Annotated in this window: 17 protein-coding genes, 1 tRNA gene and 1 pseudogene; 12 read left to right on the top strand and 7 right to left on the bottom strand. The window is 45.1% G+C overall.

Annotation, left to right across the window (positions count from 1 at the left end):
- Nucleotides 1–16: 16 nt before the first annotated feature.
- The 5 genes from QT998_RS07200 (at nucleotide 17) to QT998_RS07180 (ending at nucleotide 6647) form a co-directional block, all read left to right on the top strand.
- Nucleotides 17–1222 (top strand): RNA-guided endonuclease InsQ/TnpB family protein, encoded by a 1206-nt coding sequence (locus tag QT998_RS07200; RefSeq protein ID WP_333116027.1) that lies wholly within the window; start codon nucleotides 17–19, stop codon nucleotides 1220–1222.
- A gap of 517 nt (nucleotides 1223–1739) precedes the next feature.
- Complete coding sequence (locus tag QT998_RS07195; RefSeq protein WP_333116022.1) at nucleotides 1740–3842, top strand: GAF domain-containing sensor histidine kinase; 2103 nt, start codon at nucleotides 1740–1742, stop codon at nucleotides 3840–3842.
- Nucleotides 3843–4219: 377 nt separating this feature from the next.
- Complete coding sequence (locus tag QT998_RS07190; RefSeq protein ID WP_333092602.1) at nucleotides 4220–5899, top strand: ABC1 kinase family protein; 1680 nt, start codon at nucleotides 4220–4222, stop codon at nucleotides 5897–5899.
- 191 nt (nucleotides 5900–6090) lie between these two features.
- On the top strand, nucleotides 6091–6309 hold the full coding sequence (locus tag QT998_RS07185) for a hypothetical protein (protein ID WP_333116019.1): 219 nt from the start codon (nucleotides 6091–6093) through the stop codon (nucleotides 6307–6309).
- 2 nt (nucleotides 6310–6311) lie between these two features.
- The gene (locus QT998_RS07180; RefSeq protein ID WP_333116016.1) at nucleotides 6312–6647 is read left to right on the top strand and encodes a type II toxin-antitoxin system PemK/MazF family toxin; all 336 of its coding nucleotides are present in this window, start codon (nucleotides 6312–6314) and stop codon (nucleotides 6645–6647) included.
- Nucleotides 6648–6748: 101 nt separating this feature from the next.
- On the opposite strand, the pseudogene QT998_RS07175 reads toward QT998_RS07180, so the two are convergent.
- The 3 genes and pseudogenes from QT998_RS07175 to QT998_RS07165 all read right to left on the bottom strand — a co-directional run.
- Nucleotides 6749–6892, bottom strand: a pseudogene (locus tag QT998_RS07175) (type II toxin-antitoxin system HicB family antitoxin); the annotation flags it as partial.
- A gap of 379 nt (nucleotides 6893–7271) precedes the next feature.
- Nucleotides 7272–7344, bottom strand: a tRNA-Glu gene (locus tag QT998_RS07170).
- 89 nt (nucleotides 7345–7433) lie between these two features.
- Nucleotides 7434–8480, bottom strand: coding sequence for a M42 family metallopeptidase (locus QT998_RS07165; RefSeq protein WP_333116014.1), 1047 nt, complete (start codon nucleotides 8478–8480; stop codon nucleotides 7434–7436).
- A 347-nt stretch (nucleotides 8481–8827) separates the two neighbouring features.
- On the opposite strand from QT998_RS07165, the gene QT998_RS07160 reads away from it, so the two are divergent.
- Entirely contained in the window at nucleotides 8828–9052 is a 225-nt protein-coding gene (locus QT998_RS07160; RefSeq protein WP_333116011.1) for a hypothetical protein, read from the top strand.
- A gap of 182 nt (nucleotides 9053–9234) precedes the next feature.
- On the opposite strand, the gene QT998_RS07155 is transcribed toward QT998_RS07160, so the two are convergent.
- Both QT998_RS07155 and QT998_RS07150 read right to left on the bottom strand, forming a co-directional pair.
- Nucleotides 9235–10269 carry a histidine kinase gene (locus tag QT998_RS07155; RefSeq protein ID WP_333217960.1) on the bottom strand — a complete coding sequence of 345 codons (1035 nt, stop codon included), beginning with the start codon at nucleotides 10267–10269 and terminating at the stop codon, nucleotides 9235–9237.
- 424 nt (nucleotides 10270–10693) lie between these two features.
- A complete protein-coding gene (locus QT998_RS07150; protein WP_333092596.1) occupies nucleotides 10694–12094 on the bottom strand; it encodes an S-layer homology domain-containing protein in 1401 nt (466 codons plus the stop codon).
- Nucleotides 12095–12163: 69 nt separating this feature from the next.
- Between QT998_RS07150 and QT998_RS07145 the strand changes: the two genes are divergently transcribed.
- From QT998_RS07145 to QT998_RS07120, 6 genes are all read left to right on the top strand, one after another.
- Complete coding sequence (locus QT998_RS07145; protein WP_333092595.1) at nucleotides 12164–12709, top strand: hypothetical protein; 546 nt, start codon at nucleotides 12164–12166, stop codon at nucleotides 12707–12709.
- A 25-nt stretch (nucleotides 12710–12734) separates the two neighbouring features.
- Nucleotides 12735–12908 (top strand): hypothetical protein, encoded by a 174-nt coding sequence (locus tag QT998_RS07140; RefSeq protein ID WP_333092594.1) that lies wholly within the window; start codon nucleotides 12735–12737, stop codon nucleotides 12906–12908.
- A 489-nt stretch (nucleotides 12909–13397) separates the two neighbouring features.
- Nucleotides 13398–13877: a BON domain-containing protein gene (locus QT998_RS07135; protein WP_333092593.1), complete on the top strand. Its 480-nt coding sequence runs from the start codon at nucleotides 13398–13400 to the stop codon at nucleotides 13875–13877.
- A gap of 445 nt (nucleotides 13878–14322) precedes the next feature.
- The gene (locus tag QT998_RS07130; RefSeq protein WP_333092592.1) at nucleotides 14323–15531 is read left to right on the top strand and encodes a general stress protein; all 1209 of its coding nucleotides are present in this window, start codon (nucleotides 14323–14325) and stop codon (nucleotides 15529–15531) included.
- A 909-nt stretch (nucleotides 15532–16440) separates the two neighbouring features.
- A complete protein-coding gene (locus tag QT998_RS07125; RefSeq protein ID WP_333092591.1) occupies nucleotides 16441–16668 on the top strand; it encodes a hypothetical protein in 228 nt (75 codons plus the stop codon).
- 604 nt (nucleotides 16669–17272) lie between these two features.
- Nucleotides 17273–18334, top strand: coding sequence for a pentapeptide repeat-containing protein (locus QT998_RS07120; RefSeq protein ID WP_194066305.1), 1062 nt, complete (start codon nucleotides 17273–17275; stop codon nucleotides 18332–18334).
- 344 nt (nucleotides 18335–18678) lie between these two features.
- Here the strand turns inward: QT998_RS07120 and QT998_RS07115 are convergent, their stop codons facing one another.
- Both QT998_RS07115 and QT998_RS07110 read right to left on the bottom strand, forming a co-directional pair.
- Nucleotides 18679–19416 (bottom strand): galactosyltransferase-related protein, encoded by a 738-nt coding sequence (locus QT998_RS07115; protein ID WP_333116003.1) that lies wholly within the window; start codon nucleotides 19414–19416, stop codon nucleotides 18679–18681.
- Between the two features lie 2 nt (nucleotides 19417–19418).
- Nucleotides 19419–20324 (bottom strand): glycosyltransferase, encoded by a 906-nt coding sequence (locus tag QT998_RS07110; RefSeq protein WP_333092589.1) that lies wholly within the window; start codon nucleotides 20322–20324, stop codon nucleotides 19419–19421.
- Between the last annotated feature and the right edge of the window lie 42 nt (nucleotides 20325–20366).

The following is a 20366-nucleotide window of genomic DNA, read 5'->3' as shown; positions in this document are numbered from 1 at the left end:
CATCACAGCGACGTAAATGTTAGTATTTGAAGCCAAGCTAGAAGGAAAAAACGAGCAGTACGAACGGCTAGACGAAGCCGTTCGTACTGCTCGTTTTATTCGGAATAGCTGCATCAGGTACTGGATGGACACAAAAGATGTAGGTCGCTACGACTTAAGCGCTTATTGCGTAGTCTTAGCGAAGGAGTTTCCTTGGGCAGCCAAGCTCAACTCAATGGCAAGGCAAGCTTCTGCAGAAAGAGCTTGGTCAGCGATTGCGCGGTTTTTCGACAACTGCAAGAAAGCAAGACCCGGTAAAAAAGGTTTCCCGCGATTTAAAAAGCATGAAACACATGGTTCTGTTGAATACAAAACTTGTGGATGGAAACTTTCTGAAGACAGACGAAATATAACCTTCACCGATGGATTTAAAGCAGGAAGTTTTAAATTATGGGGAACTCGTGACCTACACTTCTATCAGTTAAATCAAATCAAGCGGGTGCGCGTAGTTCGCCGAGCTGACGGGTACTATGTACAATTCTGTATTGATGCGGAACGAAATGAGAAGCGCGAACCTACTGGACGAACCATTGGTTTAGACTTCGGGTTAACGTACTTCTATACAGACTCTGACGGAAATACCGTAGAGAATCCACGCCATCTGAGAAAGTCCCAAAGGTCACTTAAAAAGCTTAATCGGAGACTCTCTAAAACTCAGAAAGGCTCTAAAAATAGAGTTAAGGCTCGGAATCGTTTAAGCAGAAAACACCTCAAGGTAAGTAGGCGACGTAAAGACTTTGCCGTGAAATTAGCAAGGTGCGTAATCCAGTCCAACGACTTGGTAGCCTACGAAGACTTGTCGGTGCGTAACATGGTTAAAAACAGAAAGTTGTCTAAGTCTATATCAGATGCAGCTTGGACAGCTTTTAGAAATTGGGTTGAATATTTTGGCAAAGTGTTTGGGGTGGCGACTGTTGCAGTGCCTCCACACTATACAAGTCAAAATTGTTCTAATTGCGGGAAAGTCGCGAAGAAATCGTTAAGTCAAAGAACACATATTTGTCCACATTGTGGATTTGTCTTAGAAAGAGATTGGAACGCCGCTCGCAATATATTAGAACTAGGATTGCGTACCGTGGGGCACACGGGAACCTCAAACGCCTCTGGAGACATCGACCTCTGTTTGAGTGAGGAAACTCCTTCAAATAAGTCGGGTCGTAGAAAGAGGAAATCTAAACAGTGATGTTTAGAATCACCGTGGCTTTAGCCCGGTGAGGATGTCAATTTCAGCATTCAATCTAGGAACCAGAACAAGACTCTAAAATCTTGGGATTTCCATGACAAAAGTGTCGGAAAGCAAGTACCCGTTTTTGGGCGCATGAAAATTAGTGGGATGGGATTTATCCCGATCGCGCACGAGGGTGTCAAAATCATCCAGTACAGATCGAAGGGTAGAAAAGAGCAAAATAAAACTCGATCCGCTTGAGGTATATTTTCCTACAGACAATGACCCGCCCGCAAGCTACACAAACACAGAAAGCGGGCTCATAACAGTTAAGCTGACTGTGATTGATAGGTTCAATTTGCAGCACCAGCTCAAACACTATTTAAAAATAAAGGCTTATTTGCCATGATCGATCGCCTGGGAAATCAAGACGTTACTAAGATCGATCGACCGATCGACCGATCGCCAGTCTTGCACTTTGCATCTACCACAAATCACAGAACCAGTATCAGTCCCAAAATTTCTGGATCGTCTTATGCAGTATCAGGTCGATCCCGCCCTTAATGGGCCGCAATTTTACCAAATTCTCGCTACCAGCATCGATCGAGAAGTCCTCCTGCAAATAGCAAATACTTTGGGGGCTGCATGGGGGGTAGATTTCTGCTTGGTTGCTGCTGTAGCTAACCAGAAACTAATAAATCCCAATGCTTGCTGGGAAAATAAGAGCGATCGCCCAAATCCTGCCCCTGTCGCAGCGGATTCAACTCAAACAGCGGAACAGTCCCAAACCACAAAATTAGAATCGCCCAACATATCACTCGACCATCCACTCCTGGCCAAAGTCCTAGCAGACGGCGAAATAGTGGCGATATCAGACTATCTCGATACAGCAGCAGCTTCATCGCCCAATTCCCCCGCGACACCGCTGTCTTGGAGGGCAATTTTGGCAGGGCCAGCACGATTTGGAGGAGCTGTAAATGGGATAATAGTTGTTGGTAAGTCGCAACCTCACGAGTGGTCGGCCGCCGACAAAAAGCGCCTAGAAGCAGTATCAGACGCGATCGGCATCGCGATTTGTCACATTCAAAAAAATCAAGAAATTGCCAGTTTAAAACAACAGTTACAGCAACAAGCTCAATACAAAAATCTTCTCAAATCTGTGGCCGCAGCGATTGAGACGAGTTCAGAAGTAGATCTAATTTTGCAGCGAGTTATTGAACGTACCGTCGATACCCTGCAAGTAGATAGAGGTCAAATCCTGCTGTTGAAATATACAGACCCCCTCTTAGAAACATCTTCCCTGACTCAAACGCCCAAAGCAAAAGTCGAATTAGTTTGCGAATTCGCTGTTAAAAAAAATGCCAATAAACAAACACTAAAATCAAACAATGTCCAGAAAAAAAGTGCGAGTGGCAAAACAAAAAACACAGAAAAAACAGCTAATTCAAAATCCCCAATCTCCAACTCAAAATCAAATAACTCTCCCGGTTTTTGGCTGTCGGAATCTAATTTGTGCGATCGAGCATTCCACACCGCACCCAAACCCCTCACCCTCGCTGACGCCAGCGAATTAATCGGCAAGGAACCAGAGAAACTCGCAGAAATCTTGAAACTCCAAAACATTCGCGCCCTATTGCTAGTTCCCCTCACCGACACCAACAAAGAGCAAACCGTCTTGGGGTTCTTGGTGTTGCAGCACTCCGAGCCCCGCCCTTGGAGTCCTGAAGAATTGGAAGTGCTCGAATCAGTGTGCTCCCGAGTCAGCAAGGCGATTATCCAAAATCAGAAACTCAAGCAAGCGCAAACCCTAGTCGAAGATAGAACTGCTCAGTTGCAGCAAAGTCTGGAGGTGCAGGAAAAACTGTACGCAAAATCTGCCAATCAACGAGAGCAACTACGCAAATTGAAACTGATGAAAGACGAGTTTCTCAGTACAATGAGTCACGAGTTGCGTACCCCTTTAACCATCATGAAGCTGGCGATTCTGATGCTCAAACAAGCAGAACAGCCCTTAGCAAGTCGGGCTAGGAATCTCGACATTCTAGAACAGCAGTGTTCTAAGCAAACCGCTCTGGTTAACGATTTGCTGGCTCTCAAGCAGTTTGAACCGCAGCAAGTCCCTATGGCTCCGATCGAAATCGATCTCAAGCATTTAATTCAAGATTTAGCTGGGGATTTTGAAAAAAATTGGGCACAGAAAGGATTGACTCTGAAGGTAAATTTGCCGAAGTCTTCCCCTTCGCTGCAAACCGACCTGGACAGTTTCAAGCGGGTGCTGCTGGAACTGCTGACGAATGCTGGCAAATACTCGGCTGCTGGAAGTGCGGTGATTTTCGAGGTTTCTGAGGCTGGTGACTGCATTGTCTTGAGCCTCTCTAATTTCGGGGGCGGCATTTCTGCTGCTGATTTACCCCACATCTTTGACAAATTCCGCCGCGGGACAGGCATTACTGACCAGGCGATCGCGGGTACGGGTTTGGGTCTGGCGCTGGTAAAGTGTTTAGTAGAGCACTTGAATGGTACGATCGAGGTGTCTAGCTCTCCTGCAGAAAGTTCTGAAGCTGGCGACTTGTGGCGCACATCTTTTACTCTGACTCTGCTAAAATCTCCAGCGGAATTCTGTCATCTAGAAGAATAGTTAGGTAAAAAAGCAACGCTTAATTGGCAACAAACAGGCGAAGACTTACCTTTATTCCGAGATTGGAAAATCTCGCAAACCTAGCAAATCCTGCTTTTAAAATTGTTTGTCAGGTTTCCTGTCTCAATAGCAGGTTCGTAGTGCGGACTTAAGTCCGCTCTTAAACAGGTTCTATAGGAGATAGAGGACTGGAGGGGGTGTTTAAATTATTAAATTTTAGTTCCTTAGTTTATTATCCATTTTTGACCGCATAAACCGGGTTTTTCAAATTTTCCCAAAGCCTGCAACGAAGTATTTTTGTACGTCGAAGCAGGTTTCTATGCTATAGAATATCCCTAAAAAATTATCGCGCTGCATGGAACTAGAACCTGAATATTATGCTAACAAAAGCTGCACCAAAACTCCTGCGTTGGCAGCGTTCTAAATATTCGCCCCTGGCACGACAAATAGACGTTTTTGCTGCAACGGCAAAGTTTATGTTTTTTTTGTGGTGGGATGGACTGCTGCAAAATAATTCTCCTCAAACTAGAAGAATTCGCGCCCATTGGTTGGTCAATACTTTGCTGGATTTGGGCCCGACTTTTATTAAAATCGGGCAGTCTCTCTCGACTCGGGCGGATTTGCTGCCGCTGGAGTACGTGAAGGAGTTGGAACAGTTGCAGGATCGGGTTCCTGAGTTTGGTTCCGAAGAGGCGATCGCCCTTGTAGAATCAGAATTAGGCAAAGATATTTATGCTTTGTACCGCGATTTTGACCCGTTTCCCATTGCTGCGGCGAGTCTGGGACAGGTGCACAAGGCGAGGCTGCACACCGGGGAAGATGTGGTTGTCAAGGTGCAGCGTCCGGGTTTAGAAAGTTTATTCGATTTAGATGTGAAGGCGGTGCGCCAAGTGATGCGTTTTTGCGATCGCTATTTTCCGGCGACGCGCAAGTACGATTTGGAATCTATTTATCACGAGTTTTTTAAGATTTTATATCAAGAAATTGACTACGTGCAAGAAGGTAAAAATTCCGATCGCTTCAGCCATAATTTTCAAGAATATCCTCAGATTATTGTTCCTAAAGTCTACTGGCAATATACTACTAAAAAAATTCTGACTGTAGAATACGCACCGGGCATTAAGGTGGACGATCGCCTGAGTTTAGAAGCGATGGGAGTAGATATTGCTAAGCTCAATCAAGTGGGGATTTGCTGTTACTTGAAGCAATTATTAATTGACGGCTTTTTTCAAGCTGACCCGCATCCGGGAAATTTGGCGGTGACAGAAGATGGTAGGTTAATTTTTTACGATTTTGGGATGATGGCTGAGGTGAAGTCTCTGGCTAAAGACCAAATGGTCAATACTTTTTTTGCGGTGCTCAGAAAAGATACTGATGAGGTACTCAATACTTTAATGACGATCGGCTTAGTTGAGCCGATGCCGGATATGATGCCGGTGCGGAGGCTGATTACTTTTTTGTTGGATAAGTTTATTGATAAGCCGATCGACTTTCAAGCTTTTAATGAAATTAAGAACGAACTTTACATTATGTTCGAGCAGCAACCGTTTCGCTTGCCTGCAGAAATGATGTTTATTGTCAAGTCTCTGACAACTCTCGACGGCATTGCTAGAACCCTTGACCCTGACTACAATTTCCTAGCATCCGCTCAGCCTTTTGTCAAGAGTATTGCTGTGAGTAAGGGCCGGGGAAGTGCGATCGCAGAATTGGCAAAACAAGCGCGAACTTTTATCACCTACAAATTGCGACAGCCGAGCAAATCGCAAGTTTTTTTGAAGCGTTTCGAGCAGCGAATCGAAGATGGCGAATTGCAAATTAGAGTACGAAATATCGAGAGCGATCGCGCCCTCAAACGCATTAATCTAGCTCTGAAAACTCTAATTTTTGCCTGTGTGACTGGTTTTGCGGTGCTGTCGGGTGCGGTGCTGCTGGTGGGCGGATATCAAACGGGGGCGATCGTGGCTTTTGCTGTTGCGGGATGCGGCGGCTTATTTGCGCTGCGCTTTTTATTAGATTTGCTGGTTAAGGAAAAGCTCGATCGCATGGTAGGAAAATAAATATACTTGGGAATTGGGAATTGCGATCGTAGTCAGGACTTTAGTCCTATAAATTTGGTCTAGGTGAATCTAAGGTTAAAAATTAGAGTTTAATTGTAGCATAAATTTATTAACTTTTTAAGCTATAATCAAATCAAATCAAATCAAGTTGCCCTAATTGTTCCACAATATAAAAAGCAGAAGGATTTGCTATGTTAACTACTGTTCGAGAAGTTTACGCTCGCGTTCTGTCTACCCTTTCACCAAAGGATAGACTGCACTTGGCAACTCTTATTCTCAACGATTTGGTACAGCAAAATCTGTCGGTAGTCGATGAAAGCGAGACTTGGACTGAAGAAGATAAACTCGATGTGATGGCATTTTCTTTACAGTATGCGGCCACCATTTTTTCTGAAAATGAGGAGATTTAATAGTGTCTTTTAATCCTAGTGATGTGGTGACAGTAGATTTTCCTGGTGTCACCGGCATTAAACGTCGTCCGGCTGTAATTTTATCATCAGTTACCTATAATGCAACCCGCTCTGATGTAATAGCTGGACTCCTTACTACACAGACCACTGCTTTAGGTTTAACTGATTATATACTCCTAGATTGGGCAACAGCAGGTTTACGAGTCGCTTCAGTTTTTCGCAGTTTTATTGTCACTCTACCGCCATCTTCCAACTTAGTTCTAATTGGTCATCTATCGGAACGTGACTGGAAGGAGGTTCGTGCTTGCTTAAAAATCGCTCTTGCGGATTTGGAATGATATAATTGTTACTTTTGGACGAAGAAGTGTTCCAGAATATCCTCTTTAGAGCAGATTATTATTGAATTTTGCTGACTTAATTTATAAAATATTTGACCCCACTACCGTGCTTCTACACAGTCACCAAGTGTAGTTGCTTCAGGAATCGATAAACCGTTTTCTGGCAACTCTTCTAAGTGAAATTCGATCGCTTCTTTAAGAAGCTGCTGTACTTCCGAAAGGGTAGCGCCTGTAGCTGCACATCCGGGTAAATCGGGTGGATACGCTCAATAGTTATTGGGTGTTTTTTCAATGACGATGGCATAACGCATAATTCAGCCTCGACTTTAGAGTAGATTAGGAAAAACGCACTATGACCAAAGAAACCCGGTTTTTTACCAGTGTTAAAAGCTCAAAGCCAGTATTCACGTAAAAAACCCGGTTTCTAGCCACCCGTGCGTAAGTCCTAATAAGCTATTGCGGCATTTAAACAGCAGTTCAAAAAACGATCGAACAATGAGTGGGGTGTCCCGCCCGCTCTGAATATACAATGTTTATTTGCGCGACAACTTAGCAAAAAGGGCAGGCAATATGCCCACCCTATACTTGCTAGATATCAATTTGATATCAGAGTTAGATTTTTAATACCCCCAGGGGAATTCGAATCCCCGTCGCATCCGTGAAAGGGATGTGTCCTAGGCCTCTAGACGATGGGGGCGCGTTTCGCTGCGTTTGCTTGTGTTCCGCACCTTTATTACCTTAACTAATTTTTCCCAATCTGTCAACTACTTTGTGAAAGTTTTTTTTCTAGTCGTCCGAAAGCTGCTCGCAGTAAGCTTTGAGGATGCTAGCGCAGTTGCCGATCGCCCCCAAGTGAGCAATCTCAAACCCGTGGGTGTTCTGCGTCGGGAAAGCCAAACAAGCCGCGCGGGCTACATGGCCGAACTTCATGGCGATCGAAGCATCGCTCCCAAAACCGCTAATTACCGCCAACTGCACCTCCACATCGGCTGCTGCGGCCGCTGCGCGCAATTGGGCGTTCAATCCTTCATCGTAAACTCCGTAGCCGTCCTGAACCAGCAAAACCGGGTTTTCGCCATCGTCGATCGGGTATTCTGGCGCTAGAGGGCAAATTTCCAAAGCAATCAGCGCGTCCAACGGCTGGCGCTGCGAAAAATACAAAGCCCCGATCGCCCCAACCTCCTCCTTCGCCGAAGCCACCAGATAAACATTCACCGCAGGCTCTTGCAAACATTGGGCCAGAGCCAGCAAAATCGCCACAGAAGCCTTGTTGTCCAGGGTGTAGCTCGCTATCCAATCCTTCAACCGCAGCGGGCGCTTGCGGTGCTTTCCCACCACCATCCGCGTTCCCGGCCGAATTCCCGCCTCGGCTAATTCCTCGCTGGTACACTTGGTTTCAATCCAGGCATTTTCCCACTTGACAGAAACATCCTCCTGCTGAGCTTTTTGGGGAGATTCGTGAGAAACGTGGCGGCTTCCGAAGCTGAGAATGCCGCTAATTGTTTGCTTGTCGCCCAACAAATCGACAACGCCTTCGCCGTAAACCCACGGAAACGTGCCGCCCAATCTGCGGACTTCCACGCGGCCGCGATCGCCTATGGTTTTAACTATCGCGCCAATTTCGTCTTTGTGGGCGGTAATGGCGATCGACCTTTCGGGATTGCGGCCAGGAATTAGGGCGATCGCATTGTCCGCGCGATCGATCCAAGCATTCACACCCAAAGCGGCGAATTTTTCCATCAACCGCTGGTTAATTTCCGACTCTACACCGCTGGGAGAGTGCAGCATGACTAATTCTTCGATTGTTTGAAACAGGCGATCGAACTCTAACATTTTTTATTCCCGCGTTTGGAATCGCATTTTGAGATACATTAAAGCAGATTTACACCTGAGAGTTCAAACCCTCCGAAATATTGTTATTCTAACAGTGAAGACAAGGTAAATTCTTGCTTTATTATTGAAAAATTTAGCGCAACTAATGCAGCGCAAAATCACAGCCAAAAAGTTAGAAAAAAATCAACATATAGCGGTTATCACAAAAGTGAGTTATGCCCTATGCCCTATGCCCGGTTTGGCCTATGCCCTATGCCCGGTTTGGCCTATGCCCTATCCCGGATAGTACCTCATCTTTCGCTTGAAAGGCTATATTTGCTAGCTTTCAATTAGCAAAACACTTAATTATGCAAAAAAAACAGTATCAAGTAAACGTCCCTTCAAAAAAAAGCATAGAAGGAGAATTTATAGAAGTGCTTTTAAATGACTGCTACAGAGTCGAGCAATTCTCCCAATCGCTAAAAACAATTATTGATATTGGAGCCAATGTCGGCTTGTTTCCTATTGCTGCGACAAACAGGTTTCCCCCGACAGTGATTCATATCGTTTCCGTTTGGATTGGAATGATTTAACCGCAGAGTACACAGAGTACACAGAGTCCGAGAATATATATCTGAATCATTCCGAGGCTACCGGATTTGATATCACACCTGCCAAGCTAATCCTAATTTGAGAATTCACCTCAAATATCAATCTAAAAGTCTGAATATTTCCATTTTGATGCTGCGAATCACTTTTAACAAAACAAGTTGAGTTAAATCTGTTCTTCTCCTTGATTAAAACGCTGACTTCCTTGATTGTCCTCAAGGCGAACAATACCATCATGGGGAACATTGATGATACCCGTGAATGACTCTTGACTTAGTGGCAAAGCTTGTTCCTTATTTTTGCGATCGGCAATTTCCCGTTGCAACTTATCAATTGTCTGTTGAAAACGAGAGGCTTGTCTGAGCATTTCTTGTTCTGAAAAGTCCAGCAATTGAATCAAATTAGAAATTTGATATTCCAGAAATTGAGTTTCGTGAAAGTCATTATTAATTGCCGATTTTGCCGCAGTGTTTGAGGAATCAAATACAACTTTTTCATCACCAAGCAACAAAGCTGTTTTGACACTCAGTGCTAAATGTTTAAACATTTCAGCCGTGTTTTGTGAAATTTTAACTTTCAGGAAAATCTCTACAGCAAACAAACTCCCAGACGGCAGAAGTCCCCCAAATACCAACACAGATTTGACTTGGTAGGGAATAATTAAAGATTTTTGTTCGGGAATCAAGAGACTGCCTTTTGCCTCTGAAACGTGAAAAATATTTAATACTGCAGATTCTAATTGCAGGAACCTTTCTCGCTGGGTTCCGATGACTGTAGGAATGTCTAAACCAAATTGCCGGATTATTTCCGAAATCGTCGGCATTTGGGCTACTAATTCGGCGCTAACTAACCCAATAGCAGTATTTTGGGCTGCTGTATGCCGAGAATTCCACTGCGGTTCCGCGCCTGCTGCTGCTAGCAAAGTCCAGCATTTCATGTCGGATGCAGGGGAATTATGGTTCATCAAACGGCGGACAGATTGTTGCAATGAGTCTTCTAATTCGCCGTAGGGATGAGTTTTGAACAAACGCACCAAAACACAGCTATTTTCTCCTGTTTCCGAACTGCAAAAATGTTGATAAATAAATTTAACAATTTTCTGGCTGCAAGCCTCCATACTAGCTGTATTTCTACCTAGCTGGCGCAGGACTAAGCTGCATTTCGCCATGTCTTGCGGGGTAAATCGGGTCATATCGTACATTAAAAAACGCTCTCCCAGAGCTCAAATACTCTTTTTCCTTTATCGTTAAGGCCGCTACCGCATCCGGAGTCCTACTGAGAGGTTTGAAAACTGTTGGTTAAAATACGTACAAAATATTCTCGGAATTCCCAGAAATTGTGTCGGAGGATACATAAATGAAGACTGAGGGAAAACAATTGATCCCGCAGCGTGCGCCGTTCAAGCAGAGAGATGTTGATGTACGGTTTTTGAAAGGATTTGTGACTGTGACTCGCGCACAGAAATTACAGAAACGGGAATTTTCTACTGCGGTGACTACCGCAATCAAAAAGGTTCGATGGTTCAAACTTGGGTGCTTCTTTTGCTGAGAACCTAAGTCGGAACGATCGAACTTGCTTCATAATAAGTAGATGCTTTGTGTGAACTTTTAAACACTCAAACAACTTTACTGGGTAGGTTGAGATTTTGCTTGCAGAGCATCTTTAGCTGACAATCCCCCATCTTGAACGCCAAAATACCACAAACTAGCGGCAGCTTCGGCGCGAGTCACCGATTTCTTCGGCTGAAACAAAGTTGTAAAACCAAAAACTCGGCGAATATTTGCCAAATCTCCATTGTTAAAATCAGCTAAAATTGCCCGCGAGGCCTGGGAGTCAATTTTAGAAGCGTCTTGAAAGCCCCACTTTTCTTTCACTCCGTCTATGTTAGCTGTCGGTAAAATTTGACGAGTATCTAAAGGCACTTTCCAAAGAATCATTGTTTCGCGAGTTAAAGGTGCATCGGGGCGAAATTTCACATCTTTAGTGTCCGCTGAAAGCGAACTCGGAATTACACCTGCTTCTGCTAAACCTTGAATTACTGAAAAATCTGGGTCTGTTTTGGATACGTCAGAAAAGGCGGGTTCGCTAGAGTCTACTGCTAATCTAATTTGTTTGCCTTGACGGCTGGCATAAATCTGGTTGTTTGCTGCTACTAACCAGCGGGCGTATTCGCGGCGGGTGATAATTTTGTTGGGTTTGGGCAAAGTGCTGTTAGTTTCTAAGTTAGCATTTTCTGTCGATCGCACTTTCAGCACTTCCAACTGAGCCAAATCTGCCACATACTGGCGCAATTGTTGAGGAATTTGGCTGTCTAATTCGCTAACTTTTGCTGATTTTGGCGCAGTCGGTGTCGCCGGAGTAGTTTCCTCTGAGTTAGATGGAGTTGGTGAAGCGGTGGGAGATGGGCTAGACTCGGAATTGTTAGGTTGAGGACTGCTGGCAATTTCTGAACTCTCTTTGCTGTAGTCGATCGCAAATTCTGTAGAACCCCCTACTTTTTGAGTAGGAGAAAGCGACACTGTTACCCGCAAATTATCTCGCGTTGCGACTAAAGTACCTGGTTCGTCGGCGTTGGGGCTGCTGACTATTTGCCAGTTGCTGCGCCCAAATTCTTTGGTGTAAAAGTTCTGCACCGAATTAATCGGATCTGTGCTTTCCCAGCGCAGGCGCACAGTTTTGGGCGACGGATCGGTTTGCCCGCCAACTTCGATTAACTGAGCGTTAGGATAGAGTGGAATCTCGGTGGGGAAGTCGGGAGGAAGTTTGGCGGTTGTGCTGGTTTCGACTGCTGGCGGAGGAGGCGGGGGAGATAAAACTACTGGATTTTGTTGTAATTTGGGATCGGCGGCTAAAGATTCTTCGAGTGCTTTGCTGTTGGGGCTGTTTGCACAAGCTGTGACAGCAGCTAGCAGACACAGGGCCAGCGCAGTCTTTACACCAGGGAGTATATTGGTTTTATTGGTTTTACTGGTTTTAGCTTGCCCGATCGACTTGCGTTGTCGTTGAGTAAATATAGTATTCAGCATAAATCCCTCGTTTGCGGATATCTTTCTAGGCTAGCGCAGATCGATCGGGCAAATATAATTTTTACCCAAATGAAATTGCTGCATTTATTCCTAGTTACTGCTGCATTGCTTGTCTGGCCTGTCAAGTTTGCCTCTCCGGCAAAAGCTCAACTAACCCCGCAGCAGGCTGCATTTCAGATGCCGGAGTGGCAGCCATTTTGCTCGCCAATGGGTCTGTTTGCGATCGATATGCCGGGAACTCCTAAAATTAATTCAGAAACTTTTTCAACTCAAGTTACCGCTCATACATACAGGTCGATCTTAAAAAACAAAGACACTTATTTACTTCAATACTTTGACCTAGATTTTCGGCTCAGCAACAACAACATCAAAATTACTTTAAATAATGCCGTTGATTTCTTTGTCGTGGGAGCCAATGCTAAATTGCTGCAAGTGCGGGATATTTCTCTCGGCCGCTATCCGGGAAAAGAGTTTGAGTTTCAACCGCTTTCCCCCACGGAACCTGTAGGTGTGGGTCAAGTATTTTTGGTGGAAACCCGCGTTTACGGCTTGGTTGCGACTACCTCAAAACCAGAAAACGCTCAAAAATTTCTTGATTCTTTTCGTTTGTTTTGAATCCAGAAAATCGGAAAATAATTGTTTGTGGCGTTTAACGAATTTAGCCGTAGTGGGTAATAGGTTCGAGGTGGGAGGGGAAAATTTGTTGGGAGTGGCGACGATCGAATTTATTAATAAAATTGAGGCTTTTCAACTTTGTTTGCACGAAAATATTGACTTTGGTAACGAAAAATATCGAGAACGATCGGGTTTTTGAGGAATAGTGCGTCTAGAACTAATGATATTTTTTATCAAAAAGTGAGAATTTTAGATTGGGGGATTTTAGATTGGGGGATTGAGAACTCGATCGGTCAATACCCGATATTTGGCTCGAACTGCTACAAGTTAAACAGGATACAACACATTGTTTGGTTTTTTGTCATCTATCTAACGAAATACATACACCACTTACGCAAATGGCAGAATTAGTAGAATGTCCCGGAAGTCCAAACCCTGATGATCTCGATCTAGTAATGCGTCTGACGCACCCTATAAGTTGATGGTAGCGTGACAATTGCGTAACTTAATAATATAAAATTTACACCTGTAGAGCGATGTAAGAACTTCCTCAAATTTATATATTTGAGATAAGCATTTTTCCGCACCAAGCACAAACTACGTAGCCAACACAGATTCTGTCAGGCGCGGCGCAGTGCTCAACCAAGTCTAGACTCATCGAAAGCTTACCCGGAGGTTATTAGATCTTATGAACAAACTAACACCAATTGTCATCAGCGCTCTCCTATTATTTGGAGCTGCGGCTTGTAGCGATGGAGCTAAAACAAGTGCTGACGCTCCTAATTCTACCACCACCACAGAAAATGCTGCCAGCCCGCCCCCAGCGGAGACGGTTAAAAAAACTCAGTCCGACGCCACTAGCGACATTCGCAAAAACCAAGCAAATAACGACATCAGAGCCCGAGAACAGCGCAACAACGTGACTGGAGGCGATGCAATCAGAGCCGATGGCGACCTCCAAAGTGAAGTTCGCTCCAAGTTGGAAGTGAACATCACCAAAGGTCAGCTAACTGTTGACGCCAAAGATGGGGTTGTCACCGTAGCTGGCACTGTTCCCAATCAAGAAGATTTAGCTAAAATTGAGCCGCTAGCTAAAGAAATTAAGGGTGTCAAAATGGTGAACGTTACGGCTGTTGTTGCCCCGGCTGCACCTGCATCGCCTAAGTAATTAATTAGCAGGAAGAAGCAATAAAGCCCTTCGGCTTGCTTCGGCTATGCTGGCTCACAAGTCACGAGCGGGTAAAAAGAAGGAAAAGGGAAAGAAGGAAGAGAGCAAACGGAAAATTGGGAGTTTTAAAAGTGCTTTTAAAAGCGGCTCTCAATGCTTAGGTGACTCTTCCTTCCGGGTAACGGGGTTTTAAGTTAAAAGTTTTAAGATTCACGCACTCAAAACTCCCAACTCAAAACTCGTGCAATACCTGCAATTTCCCATTCCCAATTTCCGATTTCCAATTCCTGAAAATCAGGGTAAATCCGCCTGAAGAAAGAGGCCGAAGTTATTCCCAGCGACCGATGAAAAATGTCGAAAAAAATGAATAAATGTGATTAAGGGTAGCAAGCAGAGCATAAATTCTGTAGTTGTGTAAAAGTAGTTTATTTTGAAGGACAAAAAAATGGCTTTAGGTCAAAACAAGCGAGCTGTAGGATCTTTTTCTAATTACCGCGATACGGAACTAGCCCTGTTGGAACTGCAAAGTACCGGGTTTCCGATGAATAAAGTTTCGGTAGTTGGGGAAAATCTCCATGGGAACGAAATTGGGGGCGCTAGCGCTGCTAAGAGCACCGATGAGAAAGTGGGGGGCGGCGCGAAAGCTGGCGCGACGGCGGGAGTCGTGACGGGCGGTTTGATTGGGTTGCTCGGTAGCATTGGGGCGCTGGCGATTCCGGGAGTTGGCCCGATAATGGCGGGGGGCGCGATCGCGACTCTGCTGGCCGATACTGTGGTCGGAGGTGCGATTGGGGCTGCAGCAGGCGGTTTGGTGGGCGGCTTAATAGGTTTGGGCGTTCCCGAAGACAAAGCTAAAGTTTATAGCGATCGCCTCTCGCGCGGAGAATATTTGGTATTCGTAGAAGGAACAGATGCCGAACTTGCCACTGCTGAAGGAATTATGAGCGTGCGGGGCATTCATGATTGGGGCATTTACGATGTGCCGACACACACCGGCCGCAGAGCTTCGACCCACGACAAGCGCGCTGTCGGGGTATTTTCAACCCGCCGCGAGACCGAGCACGCCCTGGGAGAACTTAGAACAGCGGGTTTTGACATGAATCGGGTTTCGGTGATCGCTAAAGATGCTGATTCTCAAGGCGACATCGCAGGGATTGACGTACACGACAGCGCCGACAACAAGGCTGATGAAGGAGCGACCAAGGGCGCGCTCACAGGCGGCACTTTGGGCGGTTTGACGGGCTTGTTGGTGGGTCTGGGCCTGGTGGCAATTCCTGGTATCGGGCCGATTATGCTGGCAGGAGCCTCCGCTACGGCGATCGCCACTACACTTGCCGGTACTGCTTTGGGTGCGGCTGCAGGCGGTTTGCTCGGAGCTTTGGTCGGTTTGGGAATTCCTGAAGAGCAAGCTAGAGTATACAGCGATCGAGTGGCAAGGGGAGATTATTTGGTGCTGCTTGACGGTAGCGAAGCAGAAATCGCCAGAGCTGAAAAGATTTTGAGCCGCGGCGGCATTCAGGATTGGAGCATCTACGACTATCCCAGCGTCGATGGCGCTCGGGCAGATTACGGCGCTCCCGGCACTCCCGGCGTTGATACTACACCTGGTATTTACGACCCCAATCAGGGCCTGACCGGCCACCCAAGAATTTAATACTTCAAACTTAGTTTGGGTATTGTTTCTACGAACGGCAGGGTAGTGCCTCTCCCGCACTCGGATTGTTTATGGGATGGGCGTTGAACGCTTTGCCGATCGAATAATCTCAAAAGTCAGCTTTTTTTGTGAAAGCTGGCTTTTGTTTTGTTTTAGAAAGTTAAAAAAAGCGACACCATTCAACAGTTGATAGTTGACGAAAGGACAGTTACCCGGTAGTCGATCGCGAGGTGATTGCCTGCTAGGGAAATTAATTTTTCCTTACACCCTACAAGGGGAAGGCTTTAAACCCATTTTTTCTGGTAAACAAGCAACTTTAGACAAACTCCAAACTCATATAGAATAAGTCATTGGCAATGCTAAAATCTTAAATCACAAATTTGTACCCTCGCGACTTGTCGGCTGGCGTAGCCGAAGCAAGCCGAAGTATCTTAAGTCGAAAATCTCAAATAATATGACCTGTTAAAAGTCATAGGACTGATAATAATATTGTCGTCCCCTTCAGTCCAGACTGAGGCTGGTCATTGGTTTGCTGTAGCAGCCCAATGGCCGTTGGCAACACCTGCGGCATGAATACAGTTTTTCTGGGAATGTCTCAGCCAAGCATTTGAGCCAGGAACAGCTTTTATGTCCGGCAGCGCGTCTGGTGTCGGGCTTTCTGTTAATTAGAACCGCAAGCGCTCATGGATCGAGTCAAGATTGACAGCAAGCAGAGCATCGCGGGAGCAAGTACCAGCCTCGCGGGGCATTTTTTCGGGAAATATCAGGCGAGAGATAGCCTGTTTTTTGCTTCGCCCGGCCCTTGGGAGCGAGTGAGGGAAACAGCCTTCCTGTTAGATTTCACTGGACGGGAGTACAGTGGGGGGAGGTGAAACTAGCTGAGCTGGCAGGGTTCTGCTTTGATGGGCGATGGAAGATAGAAGGCCGAAAGTAGCAGGCATTCGGATTTTAAGCTTCGAGTTCTTATTTCTTTCGGGCACTAATAAATTTGATCGCCCGTACCGGCAATTTTTCGGCTCAGAAGGGGGCGGGGATGCCGCCAGCAATACCCCAAATAGGCGATCGACCTTGACAAGGGCGATCGACAATTTATCAATATTTTGCGAGTTTGGCAAATGGTTAGTAGTTAATAGTTAGTGATTAGCAGTTAGTATAAATACAACTAACAATTAACAACTAACATCAGTCGCAACTAACTATTAGCAAAATAAGACTTACAGGACTTACGCGGGGTGGCGATAAACTCTGTTTATTAATGACTGCCTCGGTGGAAAACCCAAAATCTGTTACGAAAAACATGGTTGATTTTCGTAAGTTATAACTAGGCAGCCCTGTCTGGCGCGTGTCAAACCCTTGGTTAAAACTGCCTGAAACCCTTGAAATTTGGTAAAAAACTAGGGTGTGCACCGCGTACCGGTTGACTTTGTTTCTCATCGCTGGGCGATCGGTTGACTTTTTGGCTACCGTCTTAAGCCAACCGTTCAAGATTAGCCGGTGCTGGCGGCCATCCTACATTCTGACGATATTTCAAGTATTTTGGAGAGTTTAAACCAAACTCATCAAACACGCCCTACAGGGCTGGTTATAACTAAGTTAACAGAGTGATGCTAGTAATCAACCAGTTTTGATAATTTTTACTGTAGCCGTATCGATCGACAAAACTGACTAGCAAACACGATACAACCAACTTTCAGACAACATAGAAGATCGAGAAATTAAGGAAACTCACTCAACTTTTTTTATGGATTTCACTGAAATTTTAAGTGCCAATGAACTTTTAACTAGACATAGAAACGGGGAACGAGATTTTCGAGGAGCAAACCTCATTGCAGCTCATTTGAGTGAAGCTAATCTCAGTCGCACAAATTTGAGCAACGCTAATTTGAAAGGAGCCAACTTAATTAGAAGCAAACTAATTGGAGCTAATTTAAACGGTGCCGACTTAAGCGGGGCTAATTTATCTAAAGCAAAATTAATTGAAGCTAACCTCGGCACTTCTAGTTTAACTGGAACTGTGGCGATCGCAGCAGATTTTAGTGGGGCAAATCTCAGCGGAGCAATATTGTCTCGCGCTGACTTGAGCAAAGCTATTTTAACTGGAGCAAGTTTAGTAGGAGCTTGTTTGTTAAGCAGCTCGAAACTAAATGAGGCTAATTTGAGCGGGGCGACACTTAGTCGAGCAATTATGAGCGGGGTTGACTTAAGCAAAGCAAATTTGACTAGAGCGATTCTCAGCGAAGTGGATTTGAGCGGGGCCAACCTGAGCGGAGCAACTTTGATTCGGGCTTATCTCAATCGCGGAAATCTCGGAGGTGTCAACTTAGTTGGCGCTTATTTGAGCGAAGCAAGTATGCGGGAGGCTTCTGTTTGCGCTGCTGATTTAAGCGGGGCTGATTTGAGCGGGGCTGACTTGAGCGGTGCTAATTTAAATGGCTCTAATTTGAGCGGTGCTGACTTACACGGAGCTAATTTAAGTAAAGCCAATTTAAATGGTTTGATTCTGCACAATGCTGATTTGAGGGCTGCGAATTTGAACAAAGCTTCTTTGCGGGGAGCTGATTTGAGCGGTGCGAACTTGTCGGGTGCTAGCTTGTTGGAAGCGGATTTGCGGGGGGCAAATTTGAGTCACGCCAATTTGTCGGGAGCGGGTTTGCTGTTAAGTTCTTTGACAGGAGCAAATTTGACAGGAACTAATTTGTCAGAGGCTAATTTGATTGGGGCGAGCTTAAATGTTGATAATTTGAATCAAGCGGCTTTGGGCGGCGCTATTTTGCCGAATGGAGCTACTCACAGCCGCGATTGATATGTTGCAAGTTGTTAGTTGTTAGTTGTTAGTTGGCAGTTGGCAGTTGGCAGTTGGTAGTTGTTAGTTGTTGCTATAAGAGACCTCTCCTAAAAGCCAAGAACAGGCTCTATGCCTGTTTCAAAATAATTCTTGGAAATGTCTAATAGCAAATATTAGACAGTTGATTCAAGTCTGGTTGAGTCGATAAACTATAATACCTGTAAACCGGGTTTATTTGAGAAACTGGGTTTCTCACAAGCGCGGGTTTGAGATCGCTCTCAAATCCGGGTTTGGGTTCCCCTTTAGAAACCAGTCGGCGCAGGCCGACTTTGTTTGTGTAGACGCGGTTTCAACCGCCCCCGTCACAATTGGCGTTTAGTATAATAGTGCTGGCGATTTTGGTTTATCCACTGAGATTCCGACCAATTCGGATCGGGTTGGTGCGCTAAATGGAGGTAGATTAATTCGGGCGATCGACAAAAAGATCTATCCTCTCCTAAGTAGCGTTCAACAATATCTTGATCCTCTGCTCCCCACCCAATGAATGTCTCGTCCCATCCCCCGATTTCTATTAAGCGCTGGCGTTGAAATATGGGTGCAACTCCAAACCGTTCCCGCCGTGTCAAGTGCTTAAATATGGCTGTCGGCATATCTTCTGGCGCAACTTTCAACTCTTCAATTATGGCAGAATTTTGCTCGAAATCCAAGCAGGCTTTATCGCACATCATTCGATAGCCAGTGACTAACATTTGGGACGAAATTTGAGCCATTTTTAAATGGCGCTCTAGGGTATTTTGGTAGGGAATGAGATCGACATCAAAAGCTGTCACCCATTGTCCGCGCGACAGAGATAAACCTAAATTCAAAGCTTTGGTTTTATGAAAAGTTCCCGCACAGGGAAGATAATTGTAGCTGATTGGTAGGTTGGTAATTTCGGGTAAAATCCAAGGTGAAGAAACCCGATCGAGTTCAATTAAAATAATTTCGCAAACAGATAATAAATTTGAGGAAGCTTGAGTTTTCCACCACGCGAGTTGAGTTTTCAAGTGGTGTTCTCGCTGGCGGTAGGTAATAATTAAGGATAACTGAATTTCAGTCACGGCTATAATTCGGGGTTAAAATTAGTGGTGATTTCCAAAATTTGAGGAGGTAAAATTGGTGGTTGGACTAAATCGCCAAAGAGAGCGCCTTTTTGGAGAGATTGCAAGCAAGAGATGATATTGAGATCGCGCGTTTGCTGGGTTGGTAGTTGCTGGTGATGTTGGTTGCGTGTCCGATCCGCATGAGAAATATGGATTAGATTCCCCGCGCTGCATATCTCGATTCCCAAGAGGGTAGCGCGAATTAGCAAATCTTGGTCTTCCCATCCCCAACCTGTAAAAATTTGCTTGTATCCTCCCAAGCGTAATAGCGTTTGTTTGCGAGCACAGATTAAGCCGCAGCCCGGTCGATCGCGATCGCCCGATTTAGCCTCTACAATATTAACCGTGGCAGTCTGTTGGCGCATCTGGATGTTGTAAGTATAGCGTTTTCGCTTCAAAGCTGCGGTTTGCGGGCGAGATTCTCCGACAGTTTTCACACAGCAAATAATCCCATTTTCTCGCGATTTGGCAGATACAGGCAATAACTGCGGTAGATTTTCTACAGGTTTTCTCTTATTATTAAGCGATAATAATTTTAGACTGTTTGGGGATATAACAGAGTAGAATAATTGTAAAATTGCCTGCTGATTCCAGATAATGTCTGCATCGGAAATTAGCAAATATTCGCTGGTAACGTGGAGAATTCCTTGATTGATTAACTGAGATTTATTAAAGTCGGATTGAGGATATTTTAACCACTCTATTTGTTCGGAGTTGGATAAATTTTGTAAAGCAGTTAAACATTGAGGTTCTGTTGTGCCACCATCGCAAATAATGATTTTAGTGACGGGGAAACTCCCTAAAAGCGATCGCACGCAGTCGCCGATTTCGGGACGATTTTTAACGGGGATAATTACCTGTAACATGATGTTTATAACAGTTTGAAAAAAGAGGGTAGCTAAACAAGG

The organism is Microcoleus sp. S1D4, assembly GCF_036700765.1.
Lineage (GTDB): Bacteria > Cyanobacteriota > Cyanobacteriia > Cyanobacteriales > Microcoleaceae > Microcoleus.
This window is presented reverse-complemented; position numbering and strand designations above follow the sequence as displayed.